Below are 19,292 nucleotides of genomic sequence, written 5' to 3'. Positions count from 1 at the left end.
CATTGGCTTGACAAGCAATCAATGCCTATAAATACATCACTGATGACTGAGGTGGACTCATGGCGAGCATCACGATTCGAAATCTCGACGATCCCCTGAAGGCCCGGCTGCGCATCCAGGCGGCGGTCCATGGCCGTTCGATGGAGGACGAGGCGCGGGATATTCTCCGTTCCGCACTCAGCCGCGAGCCGTCGCGGCAGGGTAATTTAGCGACCGCTATTCGTGCCCGCTTCGCGCCGCTTGGCGGGGTGGAACTGCCGGCGGTTCCCCGCGCGCCGATGCGCGCGCCGCCGTCCTTCGACGAATGATCCTTCTCGATACGAACATCCTGTCAGAGCTGATGCGCGCGGTTCCCGAGACGGCGGTTGAGCGGTGGCTTGCCGACCAACCGGGCGCCAGCGTGTTTATCTCCGCCATCACCGAGGCCGAGCTGCGCTATGGCCTTGCCCTCATGCCGCCCGGTAAGCGGCGATCGGCCCTTGCCGTCGAGATCGAGAACATGTTGGGGGAGGACTTCAGCGATCGCATCCTGCCCTTCGATAGCCCGGCAGCCGTCGCCTTCGCCGAGATCGCGGCCGAGCGCCGCCAGGCCGGTCGGCCGATTTCACAGGCAGATGCCCAGATTGCCGCAATCGCGCGGTCGCGCGGCGCGACGCTTGCCACACGCAACGTGCCGGACTTTGAGGGGTCCGGGGTTGAGATAATCAACCCTTGGAGTTCGGCTTCATGATCGCCGGGTACACTCCTCATCACGGCACATATCTGGCGCATCGCATCACGCTTGAAGGGCGCGGCGAAGATGTTTTTGCCAAAAACCTTTCAACCGCACGGGTTGAAACCAAGCCGCATCAGGTCGATGCTGCGCTCTTTGCGCTGCACTCCCCTTTGTCCAGAGGGGTCATCCTCGCTGACGAGGTGGGGCTGGGGAAGACGATTGAAGCCAGCCTAGTCATTGCTCAGTGCTGGGCGGAGCGCCGCCGCCGGATATTGCTTGTCGTTCCGGCATCACTTCGCAAGCAGTGGCAGCAAGAGCTAAGGGAGAAATTCTCTCTCCCCAGCAGGATTATGGAGGCCCGGACCTGGGCCGATGCCCAGAAATCCGGCCAGTCCCGCCCGTTTGACGCTGCCCAGGAAATCATTCTGACATCCTATGAATTCGCCGCCCGCCGCGCCGATGACGTGCAGCGGGTTCATTGGGATTTGGTTGTTTTCGACGAAGCGCACCGCTTGCGGAACGTCTACAAAAAGGCTGGTTCCGCGCGGGCCAAGGCCCTGCGCGATGCGGTCAAAGACCGCTTCAAAATCCTTCTCACGGCTACGCCACTCCAAAACTCCCTGATGGAGCTTTATGGGTTGGTTTCGATCATTGATCAGCAGTTTTTCGGTGACGAGCGCAGCTTCAAGACGATGTATGAGAGTCGGCAGACCAACGCCTTGGCCCTGACGGCCCTTCGCCGTCGCATGGCCCCGATCTACAAGCGCCATCTTCGCCGCGACGTGCAGGAAGCCGGCCATGTTTCCTTCACCCGGCGCATGGCGACGACCTTTGATTTTGAGCCGTCCGACCGGGAAACCGAGCTTTACGAGAAGGTTTCCGCCTATCTGCAACGGTTTGATTCCATAGCTTTTGGGCTGCGACCCAATCAGCTTGTCATCATTCAGGCTCGCAAGATTCTCGGCTCTTCTGTCGCGGCTATCTTGGGCTTTTTGCAAACCGTGCTGGACCGCTTGCGCCGCCACCAGGTTGCTGATGTTTCGACGGTTGCCGATGTTGGCGACATCGAGGAGCTGGCGGAGGAGCTGGCTGAGACAGCCACGCTTGACGGGGAGTCCGCCGACGCGGCCGGCGACACCGGGGCGGACGACGAAAAGACCAAGGCCCCGGAGATCGACCCCGCCAAGCTGAAGGCCGAGATTGCCGAGCTGGAGTCCTACATCGTCCTTGCGCGGGAGATCGGCCCGAACGCCAAGGGCGAGAAGTTGGTCGCACGATTGCCGGAGGTGCTGGACGAGGTTGTCCGGCGTAACGGCCAGCGCAAGGTGGTGATCTTCACCGAGTCCGTCCGTACCCAGAATTACCTTGCGGCCTTGTTGGCCGAGAACGGCTACGGCAGCCAGGTTGTGTTGTTGAACGGCTCCAACAGCGACCCCGGCAGCCAGGCGCTCTATAAAGCCTGGAACGAGCAGCATAAAGGGACAGATGCGATTTCAGGGTCGCGATCTTCCGACATGAAGGCCGCGATTGTTGAGGCGTTCCGGGGTGCGGATAAATCGATCCTGATTGCCACGGAATCCGGGGCGGAAGGCATCAATCTTCAGTTCTGTTCCATCGTGTTGAATTTCGATCTTCCCTGGAATCCGCAGCGCGTTGAGCAGCGGATCGGTCGTTGCCATCGCTACGGCCAGAAGATCGACGTAACCGTCGTGAACATGCTGAATCGTCGGAACAAGGCCGAGCAGCGAGTTTATGAGCTTCTGGACAGCAAATTTAAGCTGTTTTCGGGGGTGTTTGGGGCCAGCGACGGCGTGCTGGGAGCCATCGAAAGCGGGATCGACTTCGAGCGCAAGGTGGTCGAAGCGGTGCAGCGGGGCCGCACCGAGGCCGAGGTCGAGGCCGAGTTTCGCCGCATCGAGGAGGAGCTTCAGGACCGCATCACGACCGATATGCAGGAGGCGCGGCGAAAGGTTTTCGACGCGCTCGACCGCGACGTGGTGGCCCGGCTCCGCCAACGCGGTGACGACATCCAGATCACCCTTGATGCTTTTGAGCAGCGGCTTTTGGCGGTAGCCAAGGCCGAGCTGCCGGGCGCGCAGTTTCATGCGGCGAACGGCCCGCGTTTCGACTTCGACGGCAAGACCTGGACCACGGAATGGCCCCTTGCCGATGAAAAGGGATGGCAGTTTTTCCGCTTAGCCGAGGGCACGCTGGCCGAGGAGATCGTTAATCGCGCGCGGGAGCGCAGCGCCCCAACCGCGATGCTGGCCTTCGATTATGCCGCCTATCGTGCGGCGGGTTGGCCCAAGTTGTCTAATGTCGGCCGACTTGCCGACCGCACGGGATGGCTGACGGTCAGCCTTCTCTCGATGAAGTCCGTTGATCCAGAAATCGGCCGACGCGACCGGTTAATTGTCGCGGGTTTTTGCGACGATGCAGCGGATGAGATCGACCAGGTCACAGTCGATGACCTGTTCCTGGTTCCGGCCGTGGCCTCACAAACGGCCGAGTCGCTGCCGGCAGATCGAATGGCCGGCTTCGAGGCCACGGCCCGGCAGGCTGCCCTTGCTCAGATCGAGAACGAAAGTCGCCTCTGGCTTGATGAGGAGACCGAGAAGCTGGACGCCTACGCCGACGATCTGGAGCAGGCCGCCGAACTACGGGTGAAAGAGCTGGAGACCGAGATCAAGGCCGCCAAGAAAGCCTTGCGCAGCAACACCGCCATCAGCTTGGCCGACAAGGTGCGCGAGCAGCGGCGGATAAAGAACATGCAGGAAGAGGCCGACGAGCTGAAGATGACCACCTTCAAACGGAAGAAGGACATTCGCGCCGAGATCGACGCCAAGCTCGACGCCATCGCCAACTCGCTTCAGGCGACCCCGAGCATTACGCCGATTTTGACCCTTCGATGGACAGTGAACGAATGAGCTGGCACCAGAAACTTGAATTGACCTGGATTGGCAAGGACGAACGGCCTCGCCTGGAGCCGCGCATTCTGTTGGAAGATTCGGCGCTATCTTACCACGCGAAGGAACGGCAGCACGAAGACATATTCGAAAATCGACTGATACATGGGGATAATTTGCTGGCGTTGAAGGCGTTGGAGCAAGAATTCTCCGGCAAGGTGAAGTGTATTTACATCGACCCTCCCTACAACACAGGAAGTGCGTTTGAGCATTATGACGACGGTTTAGAGCATTCATTGTGGCTGACGCTTATGCGTAACCGAATTGAATTGCTTCGGTCTTTGCTTGCACATGATGGATTACTGTTTGTTCAAATAGATGACAACGAAATGGCGTATCTAACTGTTCTTCTGGACGAAATTTTTGGCCGAAATAATCGCGTTAATGTTGTTGCGGTTAAAATGAGCGAAGCCTCTGGCGTGAAAATGTCTCACGTCGACAAAAAACTACCAAAACTAAAAGAATATATTTTGATATATCGAAAAGACATCACCCCGAAGCTTAAAATGGAGGGGATTCATGTCGGTGAGTGGAATGACGAATACAAGACTATTCTGCTTGGAATCGAAAAGACAGAAATAGATCTATTAAAAGAAATAATCGATCATGATATCTGTACATCGGATGATGTAGAGCAATGCAACGGGATTCTGAAAAACGCCTATACAGAGACGTTAGCATCCCACTTCAAGAGAGTTGGCGTCCCTCCAACTAAGCAATCTGAATTCAAGTTTGCAAATGCGTGGCGGATAATTCAAGCTGTAGGATCGTCAAGCGTCCTCGCAATGGCGAAACAACAACCTGTGAGGAATCAGGAAATCGCCGCAGGTCTTTCTGCTCGGGGTCTTATTTATCTCTATAAAACAGAGTTTGATTTTGATGCAAAGCAGCCAAGAATTCAGGTTATTTTTGCAGACCAGAACCTATTGAGAAATCCGGGAGACTTTTGGACTGATATAAAGACTACTGGGGGTGTTGGACAAGAAGGGGGTGTTCTATTTCCGAATGGGAAAAAACCGGAGGCGCTTATCCGACGAATCATCCAAATGTGCACTAACCATGGAGACCTCGTCCTCGACTCTTTTGCGGGCTCCGGCACGACAGGCGCGGTCGCCCATAAAATGGGCCGACGCTGGATTATGATAGAGCTTGGTGATCACGCAAGCAGCCATTGTGTGCCGCGCCTAAAGAAGGTCATTGATGGCGAAGACCCTAGCGGAATTACTGAGGTGGCAGGCTGGCGGGGTGGCGGCGGGTATCGCTTCTATCGCCTTGCCCCTTCGCTGCTAGCCAAGGACCGCTTCGATAACTGGGTTATCGCGCCGAGCTACAATGCTGCGATGTTGGCCGAAGCTGTGTGCAAGCTAATGGGCTTCACATATGCCCCGAGCCAGGTGCCGGAAGAATACTGGCGTCATGGTCATTCGACCGAGACAGACTTCATCTATGTCACCACGCAATCTTTGACCCATGACGCGCTGAAAAAGCTGTCGGATGAGGTGGGACCGAAGCGCACCTTACTGGTTTGCTGCAAAGCGTGGAACGGCAAGGAAAGCACCGTCCCAAATCTGACGGTGAAGAAGATACCCCAGGCGGTGCTGAAGAAGTGCGAATGGGGCCGCGATGATTACAGCCTGACGGTTGCCAGCTTGCCCGTTGCTCCGAATGTCAACGGGGCGGACGTGGATACAGACGCCGCCGACTCTGGCGTGGAGGAGGTTTGAGTCATGACCGATGACCGCATTCTTCGCCAGATCAAGGCTCGCCTTTCGTTGCGGGCACCGCAGTCCGATAGCCTCGAATTGCTGGCCCAGATCATCGACCATTCGCCGCTCAAGGAATTGGTGCTGCTGCAAAAGCTTGCGGGCACGGCCGAAATGCTGGCCGCCGTCCAGGCTCTCTTTCCCGAGGTCACGGACTTCGAGCGCGACTTCCCCTCTCTGTGCTTTGCCCTTGCCACAGGCGTCGGCAAGACTAGACTCATGGGGGCCTTTATCAGTTGGCTCTACCTGACCAATCGCTCGCGACATTTTTTCGTGCTGGCCCCCAACACGACCATCTATGACAAGCTCATCGTCGATTTCACGCCGAACACCCCGAAATATGTGTTCAAGGGAATCTCGGAATTCGCGCAGATGCCGCCCTTGTTGGTTACGGGTGAAAATTGGGAACAGGGCCGAGGCGTTCAGGGTGGTGATCTTCTCGGCGAAACCGCCATCATCAACATTTTCAATGTGGACAAAATCAACAAGGACAAGGGCCGCATCAAGACGATGCGCGAATATATCGGACAGAGCTATTTCGATTATCTGGCCGAGTTGCGTGACCTTGTACTGCTGATGGACGAGGCGCACCGATACCGCGCCAATGCCGGGATGCGCGCCGTTGCCGAGTTGAAGCCGGTGCTGGGTTTGGAGCTGACTGCCACGCCGCGGTCAACCGGAAGCAAGTCCGAGCGGTTCAAGAACGTCGTCTATGACTACAGCCTTGGCCAGGCCATGCAGGATGGTTTCGTCAAGGAACCAGCCGTTGCCACCCGTAAGGATTTCCGCCCCGATTCCGTGACGCCAGAGCAGTTGGAGTGGATCAAGCTCGAAGACGGCATCCACTGCCATGAGAACGTCAAGGCTGAGCTGGATATCTATGCCCGTTCAACCGGCCGCCCGAAGGTCCATCCCTTCATGCTGGTGGTGGCAACAGACACCACCCACGCCGAAGCCTTGCGCCAGATCATCGAGGGCGAGGAGTTCTTTGGCGGTCGCTACAAGGGCCGCGTCATCCGCATTGACAGCGCCACCAAGGGGGAAGAGAGCGAGGACGCGACCGCGCGCTTGCTGGCCCTGGAGACCGACACCACCACGGACGTTGTCATCCATGTCAACAAGCTCAAGGAAGGCTGGGACGTTCGCAACCTCTACACCATTGTCCCGTTGCGGGCGTCCGCTTCGGACATTCTGACTGAGCAGACCCTTGGGCGTGGGCTGCGCCTGCCTTACGGCACGCGAACGGGCGTTGATGCAGTCGATACCCTGACCGTCATCGCCCATGACCGCTTCGATGAGGTCATTAAGGCCGCGCGTGATCCCAATTCCATTGTCGCCATCCGCAAGACCGTGACAGTTGGCGCGGGCGGGGACGTATCCGCCGAGGGCGCGCAGGTTCTCGAAAGCCATTCATTCGTAGAAACCTCGCTGACTGGGAAAGGGTTTCCCGAGGAAACAACAGAGTTTGTCTTCGCCATTCCGGAAGAGCGCCAGGCGGCTGACTTTGCCTTGCGGCTGATCCAGGACCGCTATGAGCGGGAGCTGAAGAAGGGCATCAATCAGCTTTCCGAACCCGAGGTGCAGGCGCGCATCACGCGCGATGTTGAAGAGGCGATGGCCCCCTCGCAGGCGACGCTCGAACTTGGGCAGAAGCGGCCGGACATCGCCGCCGTGGTGCGGCAGGTGACGGCGAAGGTGGTGGAGCTGACCATCGAAATCCCGGAGATCGTGGTGTTGCCGACCCGCGAGGTGACATTCGGCTTTAACGATTTCGACCTGACCGGGCTGGACGCCATCGCCAAACAGCCGATTTCCGACGACATCATGATCCAGCGTCTCCGCGACGAGGCGCGCAGTTACCTTGCCCGCAAGAGCGAAGCGGTGCGCGAGGAGAGGGCTGAAAACTACCTGGTCCGTCACTTGGTCGATTATTCCGAGATCGACTACGACAGCCAAAGCGAGCTGCTGTTCAAGCTGTCCGAGCAGATGGTCGGGCGCTTGCGGAGCTACCTGCCCGACGAGGATGACGTTGAAAGTGTCCTGTTGGTTCAAGGCAAAGATTTGGCCCGCTTCATTTTCGAGCAGATGAAACAGCACTACTGGGAAACGCCAACCGACTATCGCGCGACCGTTGCCAAGGGATTCCAGCTTCTCCGACCGCAGGCATTCAATGTTCCGAACGACCGCGCCATATGGGATTTCCGCAAGCCTGTGGTGCCGGCCGGTGACACCAGGAAGCATGTTTTCGGCAGCTTCACCCGGTGCTGCTACCCCTATCAACGCTTCGATTCCAATGAGGAACGGGAGTTCTCGGTCATCATCGAGAGCGCAAACGAACCCGACGTCATCCGCTGGATGAAGCCGGGGCCGGGCCAATTCAGGATCGAATACGCCAGCGGCCAATCCTACGAACCCGACTTCGTGGTCGAGACGAAGACCCAAAAGCTGATTGTCGAGATCAAGGCCAAGAACGAGATGGAAGATCCGATTGTGAAGGCGAAGGCGCGTGCGGCCAGCAAATGGGTCAGCTACGCCAACGCCCACGCCGCCGAGATCGGCGGTAAGCCTTGGGCCTATGCCTTGGTCCCGCATGACGTTGTTGGCCCCAGCACGACCCTCGCGGGCTTGATGGCGCGGCACGGACTGACGGTTGCCGTAGCGACATAAGCTGTTTCCTAAATCGGCCTGCACGGCTGAATGGAACAGAAAGCCGGCATAAGGAGGTGCAAAATACCAGATTGTGCGAAACTCAAGATTTCTGCAAACCCGGCCCGCCCTAAGCAAATCATAGCGTCACACCTTGCATAAGATATGGCCGAAATAACCCGCCATTTCCAGCGGATGGGCTATGCCGACGTCAGTTCCCACGTCCAGGCATCTCGATGCCCAGTTCGGGCCGAACACTCTTCGACCTCCATTTGTGCCGCAGATTAAGTCATTGGTCCGCCTGTTCATCTAGCCGAGGCACTTCAAAAGTGTCGAATTCTATACCAGCTCCGACCCCAATCCACTTTTGCCAGGCCGCTTTGTTCCCATTCTTGCCTGGGACACGTTCGATTAACTGCCGTCGAAACAGACTGAGAAACACTTCTTTCATTGAGTTTTCAGACTTAATGCCGGTCAATTCGCGCGCTATACTATTCGTGATTTCATCGTGGTTATCAAGGTACGCCATCACCGAATCCTGTGGCGAAGCAAGTGGTGAATGCAAAATATGCACAATAACGGAAGTATCTGTCTCCTCGATCTCTGGCGTTTTGAGTCGAAGCGCCCTCATGGCTTCAAATGCGGTATTGAGACCTTCTCCGACATCCTTGTTCGGAGCATTGGGAAATTTGTTGATTAGCCGAACGAGACGAGGATTCCGGGCGGCTTGCTCGTCAAGCATGTTTTCCTTGGTGACATGGCCAGGAATTTTTCCAGGGCTTTGAACCTCGACACGGTTGTCAAAGATACGGATGTGAATGTCCGAGGCTAGGCTATAATCCCGATGGAGTACAGCATTCGTGATGATCTCGTGAAGTGTTTCGTCAGGATAGATGACTTCCTCCAAACCTTTATCCGTCAGCTTGCGGATACCCTGTATGATGTCCTTTGTCCGCGCGACGGCAGAATAAATCAAATCGTATGCGCAACCTTCTATGGTTATTGGATCTTCAGCAAGCTGATCTCTGACGCCTTCATCATTGCGGGTTTTATAGCGGTATATCTTTATCGCGGAACGTTTGGGCAGTGCTGATTGTGGCTCATCGTTAAAAAGCATGACGCCGGCAACGGTTGGCCGCCCGTTGGCAATCAATGACTGCTTGGTTAGCCACGCCTGGGGATCGCCACTCGGGATGACACCGAGCATGAACCTTATGATTGCGATCGAGTTTGTTACGCTTTCGATTGGGGCGTTCACCACATCGTCTTCAAAGCTAATTATGCCCTTGTCGAGTTCTAATCGGCGTAGTCCATCTGGGGTGTCGACACGCAGCTTTTGCGCCCCCTTCCTGACGTAGGGATACCCGTCAGACGCCTTGATTACGTCCTTTGACTTCGGAATTTCGAGGTGTAAGACATAGCCGGGTACCGATGCGCATTTCAAGAAGACGGCGTTGTAGTGCCCTCCAAGCGGCCTCATCGCCTCCAAAACCTGAATATGAGCGTTGGCCGCTTCGATGTCAGTGAAGCCACGCCAGCTTCGGACCTTCTCGTCGTTCTCGTTCCGCTCGTCTATACCGATATAGACCTCGCCGCCGGAGGTGTTGGCAAAGGCCGATACTGACTCGGTCAATTTTCCGGGTTTTATTTCGAGAGCTTTCACGTCATAGAAATGATTTTCTTCAAGGGCCAAGATCGTCTCGACTTGAGTGGGCGCAATTTCAGCTTGATCAGTCATGACTATTTAGACCTCCAGGTCGGCTATCTTTCTACTTCGAGGGATGCCTGGGTAGCAAGCTTGCCTATCCGGTTGTCACATCGACCCACTAAATGTGGGGTGCTCCCACTTGCCGGAATATAGCTCGTCGTAGGTGGGGCTGGTGGCGTCGCCGGCGATCGCGAGCAGGGAGCGGAAGGCGTTGAAGGGATAGTACCGCCGGTTGAAGCGGAAGACGAATTCGTTGAGGTAGGCTTGCAGATGTTGATGGCTCACCCCGTGATGGATCCCGAACAGCCAGGTCTTCAGATTGGCGAAGACGAGGTGGGTGATGGGCAGGAAGGCTTCGGCTTCGTCCGGATCACCGCACTCGGCGACCGCATGGTGGTCGTAGCCCCGTTTGCGAAGGCTGGCGTAGGCGCTCCAGTCATCGGTGACGACCAGTGTCCCTGTCGCCACCGCGCTCTCGACAAAGCCGCACAGCGATTGGGTCGTGCGGTCGGGCACCACAGCCAGGCGGACCCGTCCGGCATAGCGGCCGTCCTTCCTTTTGTCCTGAGCGGTGCCAGGCTTGCGGTGGCGGACCTCGACGGCGCAGGCGACGGGAACCTTGTGATGGACGCCCCGGCCTTCCCCGCGCGTCCGCCCGCCGATCCATGTTTCGTCAACCTCGACATGGGTGCTGGGCGGCCCGCCGATGCGGTTCCGGTTGGGCCGAACCATCCCGGCGCGCAGCTTGTGCAGGATCTGAAAGGCGGTCTCGTAGCGCTTCAGACCAAGCTGGCGCTGGAACTGTACGGCGGACACACCAGGCGTCTGGCTGGTCATCAGGTAAGCCGCCCAGAACCATACGCTCAGCGGGGTGTGCGAGAGTTCCATCACCGTGCCCGCCGTCAGGCCCGTGTCGTGACGGCAAGCGCCGCAGCGGAGCACGCCCGGTCGCTTAGCAACCCGGACCGGGGCAGAGAGCGTCCCGCATTTTGCACAAACGAAACCGTCCGGCCAGCGCAACTTCTCCAGATAGGCGGCGCACGCCGCATCATCGGGGAAGAGCCGCTGAAAGTCCGACAGGGACTGCGGGAAGCCGAGCTCGGCGCGATGATGAATGTCGAAATGGGCGTCAAGGTCGACCATGCCCACATACTACGGGTAGTATGCCGATGTGACAACCGGATAGGCAAGGTCTCTACTATGGACCAGCTCGATCACGTCTCCCCGCGCTGCATCTGCTCATACTATAACATCATCACCCGCTCATATCGTCTGATCACCATGATCCCTGAATGGATCATGCGGTGGATGGGCGCTGAGGGCGTCAACCGTGGTGATGGTGGTGGTGAGAAGTTGCATGGTGGGCCATGGGTTATACCAAGGCGGGCGTAAGGTCGGGTATTGGGCAGGCGCGCAGCAACCGGCTGGAATCAGAAAAGAGGGATGGCTTGGTCGCCAAATTTAATCGCGTATGCTAAACTTTGAACTTGCATTGGCTGTCCGTGAGGCTCAGCGATGGTGCTTAACGACTGCAGATACGCGCGTTGATGCGCCACGCGGACTGATATTTCATGAAAGGGATACGTCGCCACTATGATGAAACCAGCCACATCCCGGGAGATTTAATTTGAACACAGGTGTTAAAGGCGGCGAAGCAGAGGGCGGCGAGCCCCAAAGAGTTATTGAGCACGCGGAAGTTATTATCGTGCTTGGCATGCACCGCAGCGGCACTTCAGCATTTGCCGGCGCACTGAGCTTACTAGGGGTTGACCTGGGTGATGATCTGATGCCCGGCAATTTCGACAATCCAAAGGGATACTTCGAGCATAATGGCATTGTTGCAATCAATGAATCATTCCTTTGGGAGCGCGTGTCTGCTTGGGATGACCCCCGCGCCCCTCGGACGTGGAGTGCTGATCTTCCTTCCGATAAGGTCGAAAACCTACTAAAAAAAAGCTTTGGAAACAGTCGGCTTTGGGGGCTTAAAGATCCACGGATTTCGATACTGCTTCCGAGTTACATACCAATTCTAAAACGGCTTACCACCAAAATTAAAGCTGTTCTGATGCTTCGCTCTCCGACCGATGTTGCGGCATCTCTTAGCACACGAAACCAAATTAATTACGATAGAGCGGCTGCACTTTGGATCGATTATACCCTTGCGCCTTTAGAATATTTTTCTGAAGCGGACCTGACTGTAGTCTCGTACGATGAGCTTATCGATGATCCAGAGGAACTGATACGGGTGGCTGAAAGGCTTGGACTACCGTCTGTCAGTTGTGACGCTGCGCTCAGCCGGGCGCGCACCTTCTTGACTAAAACTCTCCGCCACCACCTAAGCCACCCGAACATCCAAGAATCCGCCCTGGTGACTGATAAGCAACGCAACATGCAATTGGCCCTAGATGGTTACAATGCGCTGCTTGAGGCCGTGGAATCTGGTAATAGTTTAATTCCAACAATCGATAAAATTAGAGACCTCGCGAACCAACTTGATCGAAACTCAGCCACGAATGATTATTTTGACAAAAAACTGCCTGCGCTTTATGGAACTATCAATGCTTTGAGACAAAATCAATCTGAAACATCGCATCAGGAAGAAACGATACAGTTAGAATTTTTTACAATATGTGCAAGCAACTATCTCGCATTTGCAAGCGTTCTTGCGAAATCTCTCGGGCTTGCCTACCCTGGGCGTAAATTAACAGTATTCCTGATCGATGATCTCGTTGAAAACGTGGATATCTCGGAATATCTGACCGTGCTGCCCGCCGCGGAAGTTTTGTCTGATGCCGACTGGTCACATCGGCTAGTTTATTATGACATCTTGGAGTTTTCGACGTCTATAAAACCAGCATGCTTCCTGAAGATGTTCGAGCTGGGTCATCGCAACGTTGTCTACCTCGATCCAGACATTTACGTATTCAGGCCGCTCCAGCAAGTCGCTAATGCTTTCACCCACGGTGCTGAGGTTGTCCTGACACCTCACATATTGACCCCCTACCCGGATGATCAGAAGCGTCCAGAGGATCTTGATATCCTACGAGCCGGCACGTTTAACCTTGGCTTCGCAGCTTTTGCAAATTCCGATCGCGCCCGTCACCTTCTTCATTGGTGGAATGACCGTCTCAGGTTTCAGTGTATGTCCGACGTCCGAGAAGGAACGTTTACTGATCAGAAATGGATCGATTTCCTTCCTTCTTTTGAATCTAGTGTCTATATCCTCCGCGATCCGGCCTATAACGTTGCTTACTGGAATTTGCACGAGCGATATCTTGTTTGTTCTGAAAATCTATGGGGCATAGCTCAGTCCGGACAATCGATCGTTCCGTTAGTATTCTATCACTATTCTGGTTTCGATCCTAAAAAACCCGACATTCTTTCGAAGCACCAAAACAGAATTACGGCTGAGAATTCAAGCGTTGAGGTAAAAGACTTAATTGATTTCTATAAAAATCATGTCATCAGCGCTGGCTACGAAACTTATATGCAAATCGGTATTTCGCCTCTTCGTTTTATATCTGGCGAAATTTGGGATCCGATATGCCGATCGCTCTACCGCGAATCCCTGCGGATGGGTCTCAATTTCGAATATCCGCTCAAAGACCCCGCCTTCATCGTTTGGATGGCATCGTATGGTCCCTCGGATCACGTGCCCCGTTATCTGCGTGAACTCTTTAAATTAAGGCCGGATGTGGGCGCAAACTTTCGGGACGGGCATGACCGGAGCAATCTGATTGAGTGGCTACGTCTCAATGGAAAGGAACAGCTGGGCATCGACGAGAGACTTTTGGTTCGCCTCGGGCTGATTGGTCCGCCACGAAATGTAATTGGTGTGAATTATGTGGGGTATCTCACAGCACATCTGGGGATAGGCGAAGCCGCCCGTGGGATGATTGAAGCCCTCACAATGGCCGGCATCCCTGTATCGATCCTTGATATTAGCGAAATGAGCAACAGCCCGAGAGGCGATTATGGTATCGTGAGCCGATTTACGTCTTCGGAAACAAAGCTCTATCCGATAACGATCTTGCACGTGAACGCAGATCAGTTGCCATACGTGATGCCAAAGTTGCCTCTGGGCATACAGAGCACGCTGAAAATAGGTGTATGGGCGTGGGAAACCTCAGATTTCCCAGAAAAGTGGTGCGATCGGTTTGGTTTACTCGATGAAGTCTGGGTAGCGACAAGGTTTATGGCCGACGCGGTTTCCAGAAAATCCACCATTCCAGTTTTCACCGTTCCCTATGTCTTTGGATGGAAAAGCGTAGAGTGCGATCGAGAATGGCTGCAGTCAAAATTGGTTGATATTGGGTCGGACGAATTCATATTCCTCTTTCAGTTCGATGCATTTTCAGTGCCTTTCCGAAAAAATCCGCACGCCGTGATCCGCGCATTTATTGAGGCGTTCAGGCCAGACGTGCCAGTTCGCTTACTGATTAAAACCCTAAATGGTGTGGACAATGCCACATTGATCTCCGAATTAGAAGCGCTAGGATCCGGGAGGCGTGTAACAATCTGGGATGCGCCATTATCCAACAATGATCGGTTTAAGCTTTTAGCAAGCGTTGATTGCTTTGTTTCGTTACATCGTGCCGAAGGGTTTGGGATGTCGATTGCAGAAGCCATGGCGCTCAAAAAGCCTGTTTTAGTTACAAACTGGAGCGGGATAGCGGATCTTCTCTCAACCAAGGTGGCTGCTCTCGTCGACTACACTCTTAAACCTCTAAAGCAAGACTACGGCCCTTACGAAAAAGGGACGCTTTGGGCTGAAGTTATAATCGAGGATGCTGCCGAGAAGATGCGTCGTATTTTTGAAGACACTCAATATCGAAACAACATCGGGAAATCAGCAGCTGATTTCATTCTGAATAATTTAAGTCCAGCAACTGTTGGTGCCCTGGCCCGAGAGCGATTGGAACGCGTTGTTACGTCAAAAATGCGAAATACCGCAACGTGTGAAGCATCGGCAATTCCACGGACGAAGGCATCTACGCTCTTGAGACGACTCAAAATTTTGTTGCGTATATCCTCCGATGTGGCCCGACGTCCGCTTTTTTACGCTAAGAGAATTCCGTCTGCGCTTCGTGTCTTACGGAAATCTGGCGTGCGCTCGGTGGTAGCGATATCGTTACAGCTAGTGGATGCAGATCGACCGCGTCAGTAAGAATCTAGGCGGATCGGCTATCGCTATGGCTACACGAACGACGAAACCGGCATAAGGCATGCCTTGATCGAAGGTCCGGCAGCTAATGTCGACGAGACGGATGCGCTGTTCATGCTTGGCGCGTGCGCGGCTTTCGTGTCATATTTGATTGGTAAGGGCCGGTCGGCTGGCATCCTTGGGTCGTGATTGATTTCCGGTTCGGACACAGATTGCACCCTCGGCGGTGATCAATCCGTGTCCGGTGGGGAGGCAATGGAGGGCGAGACATTCGTCGCCCTTTGGGACCCAAGCGGGACCCGGTGTCGGCAAGGCACCCTAAGTCGAGGGCTTAAAAACGCAATAAATCTCTGATAAACATCGACAAAGTTTCAAAAGTTTGTCGATGAGACACATCAATCAGAATAACGAGGACGCCATGAACTCATCTTATCACGATATTTATGCTGCGTGGCAGCGCGATCCGGAGGGATATTGGGCCGAGGCGGCGCACGCGATTGACTGGATTTTCGCTCCGACGCGGATTTTTGATCCATCAGTGGGGCCGTTTGGGCGCTGGTTTGTCGATGGAGTGATGAATACCAGTGCCAATTGCCTGGATCGGCATGTGGCTGCTGGCGCGGGTGAGCGGGTCGCGTTGATTTGGGATAGCGCGATGGAGGGGCGGGTGAGCCGCATCACCTATCGGGCGTTGCGCGACCGGGTGGCGAAATTGGCCGGGGCGTTGGCGGCGCGCGGGGTGCGCAAGGGGGATCGGGTGGTGATTTACATGCCGATGATCCCTGAGGCGGCGATGGCGATGCTGGCCTGTGCGCGGCTGGGGGCGGTGCATTCGGTGGTGTTTGGCGGGTTTGCGGCACCGGAATTGGCTAATCGGATTGAGGCGGCGCAGCCGAAATTGGTGATTGCGGCGTCCTGCGGGCTCGAGCCGGGGCGGGTGGTGGCGTATAAGCCGATTTTGGATGCGGCGTTGGCGTTGAGCGCGCATCAGCCGGCGCATTGCCTGATTTTCCAGCGACCGGCGCTGGAAGCGGCGATGCTGGCCGGGCGGGATGAGGATTTTATGGCTGCCGAGGCGGCGGCGACGCCGCATGAGCCGGTGCCGGTGGCGGCGACTGATCCGCTTTATGTGCTCTACACATCGGGGACTACGGGTAAGCCGAAGGGGATTATGCGCGATAATGGCGGGCATGCGGTGGCGCTGGCGCGCTCGGTGCCGATGATTTTCGATGTGCATCCGGGCGAGGTGATGTGGACGGCCTCGGACGTGGGTTGGGTGGTGGGGCATACTTATATTGTTTATGCGCCGCTGCTCGCGGGGGTGACCTCGGTGATGTATGAGGGCAAGCCGGTGGGCACGCCGGATGCCGGGGCGTTTTGGCGGGTTTGTGCCGAGCATGGCGCGAAAACCTTGTTTACCGCGCCGACGGCGTTGCGCGCGATCAAGCAGCAGGATGCGACCGGATCGCTGCTCGCGCATTATGATTTATCGCGGTTGCAGGCGTTATTTTTAGCCGGCGAGCGGTGCGATCCGCCGACGGCGGAATGGATTGCCGGGCTATTGGGTAAGCCGGTGATTGATAATTGGTGGCAGACCGAGACCGGCTGGCCGATTAGTGCGCGGTTCCGGGGGTTGGGGCTGACGCCGTTCAAGCCGGGTTCGGGCGGACGGCCCTGCCCTGGCTATGATGTGCAGGCGTTGGATGCGCAGGGTGTGCGGATGCCGCCGGGCGAGGTTGGGGCGCTGGCGATTAAGCTGCCGCTGCCGCCGGGCTGCGCGCCGAGCCTGTGGCAGGATGATGCTGGTTATCGGCGGGCTTATTTGGACGCGCTGCCGGGCTGGTATCGCACCGGCGATGCGGGGGCGGTGGATGAGGATGGCGATATTTGGGTGATGGGGCGCACCGATGATGTGATTAACGTCGCGGGGCATCGGCTTTCGACCGGGGCGATGGAGGAGGTGTTGGCGGCGCACCCGGATGTAGCGGAGTGCGCGGTGATTGGGCGGCATGACGCGATCAAGGGCGAGGTGCCGCTGGGGCTGGTGGTGTTGAAGGCCGGGGTGACGCGGACGGATGCGGAGATTAGTGCGGAATTAGTGGCGCTGGTGCGCGAGCGAATTGGCCCGGTGGCGGCATTTCGCGACGCGCTGGTGGTGCAAAGACTGCCCAAGACCCGGTCCGGCAAGATTTTGCGCGCCACGATGAAGCAAATGGCAAACGGCCAGACGCCGCTGGTGCCGCCGACGATTGAGGATGCGGGGGTGCTGGAGCAGATTGCGGGGGTGCTCCGGGCGGGGTGATTGGGGCGGGGTGACGATTGGTAACCGAATGGCGCCCAAAACCCAAAGGCGTAAAAGCGAATGATTGGGTTGATTTTTTGACACATGGCCCTTGAATGCCATACCGATCCCAACTGATAAGCGCGGCAGAGACTTTTTTGGCTGCAGAATTCCGTGCGTCTTGGTCGAGAATAACTTAACATGCTTGTGATGCCCAAAGCATACTTCATTACTCATCCGGACGTGCAAATTGATCCAGCAGTGCCGGTTCCGGAGTGGCCATTATCGTCGCGTGGTCGGCACCGCATGAGTCAGATTTTGGCGCAACCGTGGGTGGGTGGACTTCGCAGCATTTGGTCTAGTTCGGAGCGAAAAGCACGCGACGGCGCTGCGATTCTCGCTGATGGGTTAGGTTTGTCGGTAGCCGAATTGGCCACATTGGGAGAAAACGATAGATCGGCAACCGGATATCTACCACGATCAGAATTCCAAGCCGTGGCCGAGCTATTCTTTGCTCATCCCGAAACAAGCGTGCGGGGCTGGGAGCGTGCGCTCGACGCGCAGGATCGCATCATAGCCGCTGTCAATCAGGCATTGGCCGCCTCCGAAGCAGGAGGAGACGTAGCCATCGTGTCGCATGGCGGCGTTGGAACTTTACTGCTTTGCCACCTGAAAGGTTGTTCAATAGGAAAGGAACATGACCAACCTGCGAATAACGGGGGAAATTATTACGTTTTTGATATTGAAAATCGCACACTCTGCCACGGATGGAAGCCAATCGACTAATTGTTATTGCTGATCTATCGTGGTGGCTGACTGGAAATTAAGGTGAGCAATGTTTGTTGTTTATGATTTTCTATTGGTTGCGAAGTCAATGTAGGATCAAGTGACCTGGACTGAGATCACTCGGCGACATCAGACAGGAGCGCGTTGCTGTATGCAAGCGACAGCGCGGCTTGCCGGTGCATCCAGCCAATTCATGATTTTCTCGAAGGCTTTGGCGTCCGCATAAAGGGTGGTTTGATCGAGGAGAATGTTTTTTGCGGCTTTGACGGCGGAGGCCAGCATGAATTGCGAGCGGTTGGTGCCAACGAGTTCCGCCGCCTGATCGATCAGCGCCCGATCCTGCGTGCGGGCGCGCAGGTGGATATTGACCTCGGCGGTGGCGGATTGTGGTTTCATGGGCAAGCGATGGATAGATGTGGAGCCATTGTCAACACATATGCGGCTTGGGGTGTTTGGAGGCTGGGCGGGTATGGCTTGTCAGCATCGATCTTTGATTGGATCATCGCCTATGGGTTTTGTTGAGGGGATACGCGCATGATTATCCGGCGATTGGCTTCGTGTGATTCGATTGAAGCTATTACCGCTCTATTGCATGATGCTTATGCCGAGCTGGGCCGGATGGGCTTGAATTATACGGCGGTCGATCAGACGGATGAGGTTACGCGCGAGCGGATCGCGCGCGGAGACTGCCTTGTTGCCACCGAGGACGATCAACTGGTCGGCACGATCATGTTTACGGAGCCAAGCCGAACTTGGGGCGGCACGCCGTGGTATCGGCGCGCTGATGTCGCGGTTATTGGGCAATTTGGTGTGCATCCGCGTTATCAGCGGCGCGGCGTTGGCGTTCGTTTATTGCGGGCCGCAGAGCAGCTGGCTGTTATGAGCGGTGCCAAGGAACTTGCCCTCGATACAGCGGAAAGCGCCGGTCATCTGGTTGCTTGGTATCAGCGCCAGGATTTCCGGTTTATTGAGTATGCTCAATGGGAGGGCAAGACTTATCGCAGCGTGATTATGAGCAAGATGGTTGAGTGAACTTGATTTTTTTAGAGGGGCCGGATCGGGCAAGACGGGGTCCGTAGGCAACCGCGTAGGTGCTCCGGTAAGTAGACGATATAGTGCCGGAAAGATTTAGTTTTATCTTCACTCATAAAAATTGTGCATTTTACGTTGTCCAAAGCAATTCGCGGCGAACCAATCCATTATTTAGTTCGATGGTGGTTAGACCAGCTCCGTCTGCGCGAGATTTAACCGCGCACATTGCAC

Annotated in this window: 12 protein-coding genes; 9 read left to right on the top strand and 3 right to left on the bottom strand. The window is 55.8% G+C overall.

The features are described 5' to 3' along the window. Window positions 1-59: 59 nt before the first annotated feature. Genes ACYUCQ_RS05045 through ACYUCQ_RS05025 form a run of 5 tightly spaced genes read left to right on the top strand, consistent with a single transcriptional unit; the run spans window position 60 to window position 8,111 of the window. Complete coding sequence (locus tag ACYUCQ_RS05045) at window positions 60-308, top strand: FitA-like ribbon-helix-helix domain-containing protein (protein WP_460253414.1); 249 nt, start codon at window positions 60-62, stop codon at window positions 306-308. Beyond that, window positions 305-730 (top strand): PIN domain-containing protein, encoded by a 426-nt coding sequence (locus tag ACYUCQ_RS05040; protein WP_460253413.1) that lies wholly within the window; start codon window positions 305-307, stop codon window positions 728-730. The genes ACYUCQ_RS05045 and ACYUCQ_RS05040 overlap by 4 nt, the downstream gene beginning before the upstream one ends. Beyond that, complete coding sequence (locus tag ACYUCQ_RS05035; protein ID WP_460253412.1) at window positions 712-3,642, top strand: SNF2-related protein; 2,931 nt, start codon at window positions 712-714, stop codon at window positions 3,640-3,642. The genes ACYUCQ_RS05040 and ACYUCQ_RS05035 overlap by 19 nt, the downstream gene beginning before the upstream one ends. Beyond that, window positions 3,624-5,405, top strand: coding sequence for a site-specific DNA-methyltransferase (locus ACYUCQ_RS05030; protein ID WP_460253411.1), 1,782 nt, complete (start codon window positions 3,624-3,626; stop codon window positions 5,403-5,405). The genes ACYUCQ_RS05035 and ACYUCQ_RS05030 overlap by 19 nt, the downstream gene beginning before the upstream one ends. Before the next feature lie 3 nt (window positions 5,406-5,408). After that, complete coding sequence (locus ACYUCQ_RS05025; protein WP_460253410.1) at window positions 5,409-8,111, top strand: DEAD/DEAH box helicase family protein; 2,703 nt, start codon at window positions 5,409-5,411, stop codon at window positions 8,109-8,111. Window positions 8,112-8,379: 268 nt separating this feature from the next. Here ACYUCQ_RS05025 and ACYUCQ_RS05020 read toward each other — a convergent pair whose 3' ends face one another. Together ACYUCQ_RS05020 and ACYUCQ_RS05015 are read right to left on the bottom strand one after the other, a co-directional pair. After that, window positions 8,380-9,828 carry an ATP-binding protein gene (locus tag ACYUCQ_RS05020; protein ID WP_460253409.1) on the bottom strand — a complete coding sequence of 483 codons (1,449 nt, stop codon included), beginning with the start codon at window positions 9,826-9,828 and terminating at the stop codon, window positions 8,380-8,382. Between the two features lie 75 nt (window positions 9,829-9,903). After that, window positions 9,904-10,941, bottom strand: a complete 1,038-nt coding sequence (locus ACYUCQ_RS05015; protein WP_460253408.1) for an IS1595 family transposase — start codon at window positions 10,939-10,941, stop codon at window positions 9,904-9,906. A 484-nt stretch (window positions 10,942-11,425) separates the two neighbouring features. Between ACYUCQ_RS05015 and ACYUCQ_RS05010 the strand changes: the two genes are divergently transcribed. The 3 genes from ACYUCQ_RS05010 (at window position 11,426) to ACYUCQ_RS05000 (ending at window position 18,029) form a co-directional block, all read left to right on the top strand. Continuing rightward, the gene (locus ACYUCQ_RS05010; protein ID WP_460253407.1) at window positions 11,426-14,965 is read left to right on the top strand and encodes a glycosyltransferase; all 3,540 of its coding nucleotides are present in this window, start codon (window positions 11,426-11,428) and stop codon (window positions 14,963-14,965) included. A 415-nt stretch (window positions 14,966-15,380) separates the two neighbouring features. Then, window positions 15,381-17,264 (top strand): AMP-binding protein, encoded by a 1,884-nt coding sequence (locus ACYUCQ_RS05005; RefSeq protein ID WP_460253406.1) that lies wholly within the window; start codon window positions 15,381-15,383, stop codon window positions 17,262-17,264. 180 nt (window positions 17,265-17,444) lie between these two features. Next, entirely contained in the window at window positions 17,445-18,029 is a 585-nt protein-coding gene (locus tag ACYUCQ_RS05000) for a histidine phosphatase family protein (protein ID WP_460253405.1), read from the top strand. Between the two features lie 129 nt (window positions 18,030-18,158). Here ACYUCQ_RS05000 and ACYUCQ_RS04995 read toward each other — a convergent pair whose 3' ends face one another. Beyond that, window positions 18,159-18,425, bottom strand: coding sequence for a type II toxin-antitoxin system TacA family antitoxin (locus ACYUCQ_RS04995; RefSeq protein WP_460253404.1), 267 nt, complete (start codon window positions 18,423-18,425; stop codon window positions 18,159-18,161). Between the two features lie 138 nt (window positions 18,426-18,563). On the opposite strand from ACYUCQ_RS04995, the gene ACYUCQ_RS04990 reads away from it, so the two are divergent. After that, a complete protein-coding gene (locus ACYUCQ_RS04990) occupies window positions 18,564-19,061 on the top strand; it encodes a GNAT family N-acetyltransferase (protein WP_460253403.1) in 498 nt (165 codons plus the stop codon). The last annotated feature ends 231 nt before the right edge of the window (window positions 19,062-19,292 follow it).

Source organism: Acidiphilium sp. MT5 (assembly GCF_054767495.1).
The sequence above is the reverse complement of the archived record's forward strand: the minus strand, read 5'-3'. Positions and strand labels throughout refer to the sequence as shown.

What these genes read in the sequence shown, in the direction of transcription:
- ACYUCQ_RS05045 (WP_460253414.1), top strand. Translation starts at nt 60, where the DNA reads ATGGCGAGCATCACGATTCGAAATCTCGACGATCCCCTGAAGGCCCGG.
- ACYUCQ_RS05040 (WP_460253413.1), top strand. Translation starts at nt 305, where the DNA reads ATGATCCTTCTCGATACGAACATCCTGTCAGAGCTGATGCGCGCGGTT.
- ACYUCQ_RS05030 (WP_460253411.1), top strand. Translation starts at nt 3,624, where the DNA reads ATGGACAGTGAACGAATGAGCTGGCACCAGAAACTTGAATTGACCTGG.
- ACYUCQ_RS05025 (WP_460253410.1), top strand. Translation starts at nt 5,409, where the DNA reads ATGACCGATGACCGCATTCTTCGCCAGATCAAGGCTCGCCTTTCGTTG.
- ACYUCQ_RS05020 (WP_460253409.1), bottom strand. Translation starts at nt 9,828, where the DNA reads ATGACTGATCAAGCTGAAATTGCGCCCACTCAAGTCGAGACGATCTTG.
- ACYUCQ_RS05015 (WP_460253408.1), bottom strand. Translation starts at nt 10,941, where the DNA reads ATGGTCGACCTTGACGCCCATTTCGACATTCATCATCGCGCCGAGCTC.
- ACYUCQ_RS05005 (WP_460253406.1), top strand. Translation starts at nt 15,381, where the DNA reads ATGAACTCATCTTATCACGATATTTATGCTGCGTGGCAGCGCGATCCG.
- ACYUCQ_RS05000 (WP_460253405.1), top strand. Translation starts at nt 17,445, where the DNA reads ATGCTTGTGATGCCCAAAGCATACTTCATTACTCATCCGGACGTGCAA.
- ACYUCQ_RS04995 (WP_460253404.1), bottom strand. Translation starts at nt 18,425, where the DNA reads ATGAAACCACAATCCGCCACCGCCGAGGTCAATATCCACCTGCGCGCC.
- ACYUCQ_RS04990 (WP_460253403.1), top strand. Translation starts at nt 18,564, where the DNA reads ATGATTATCCGGCGATTGGCTTCGTGTGATTCGATTGAAGCTATTACC.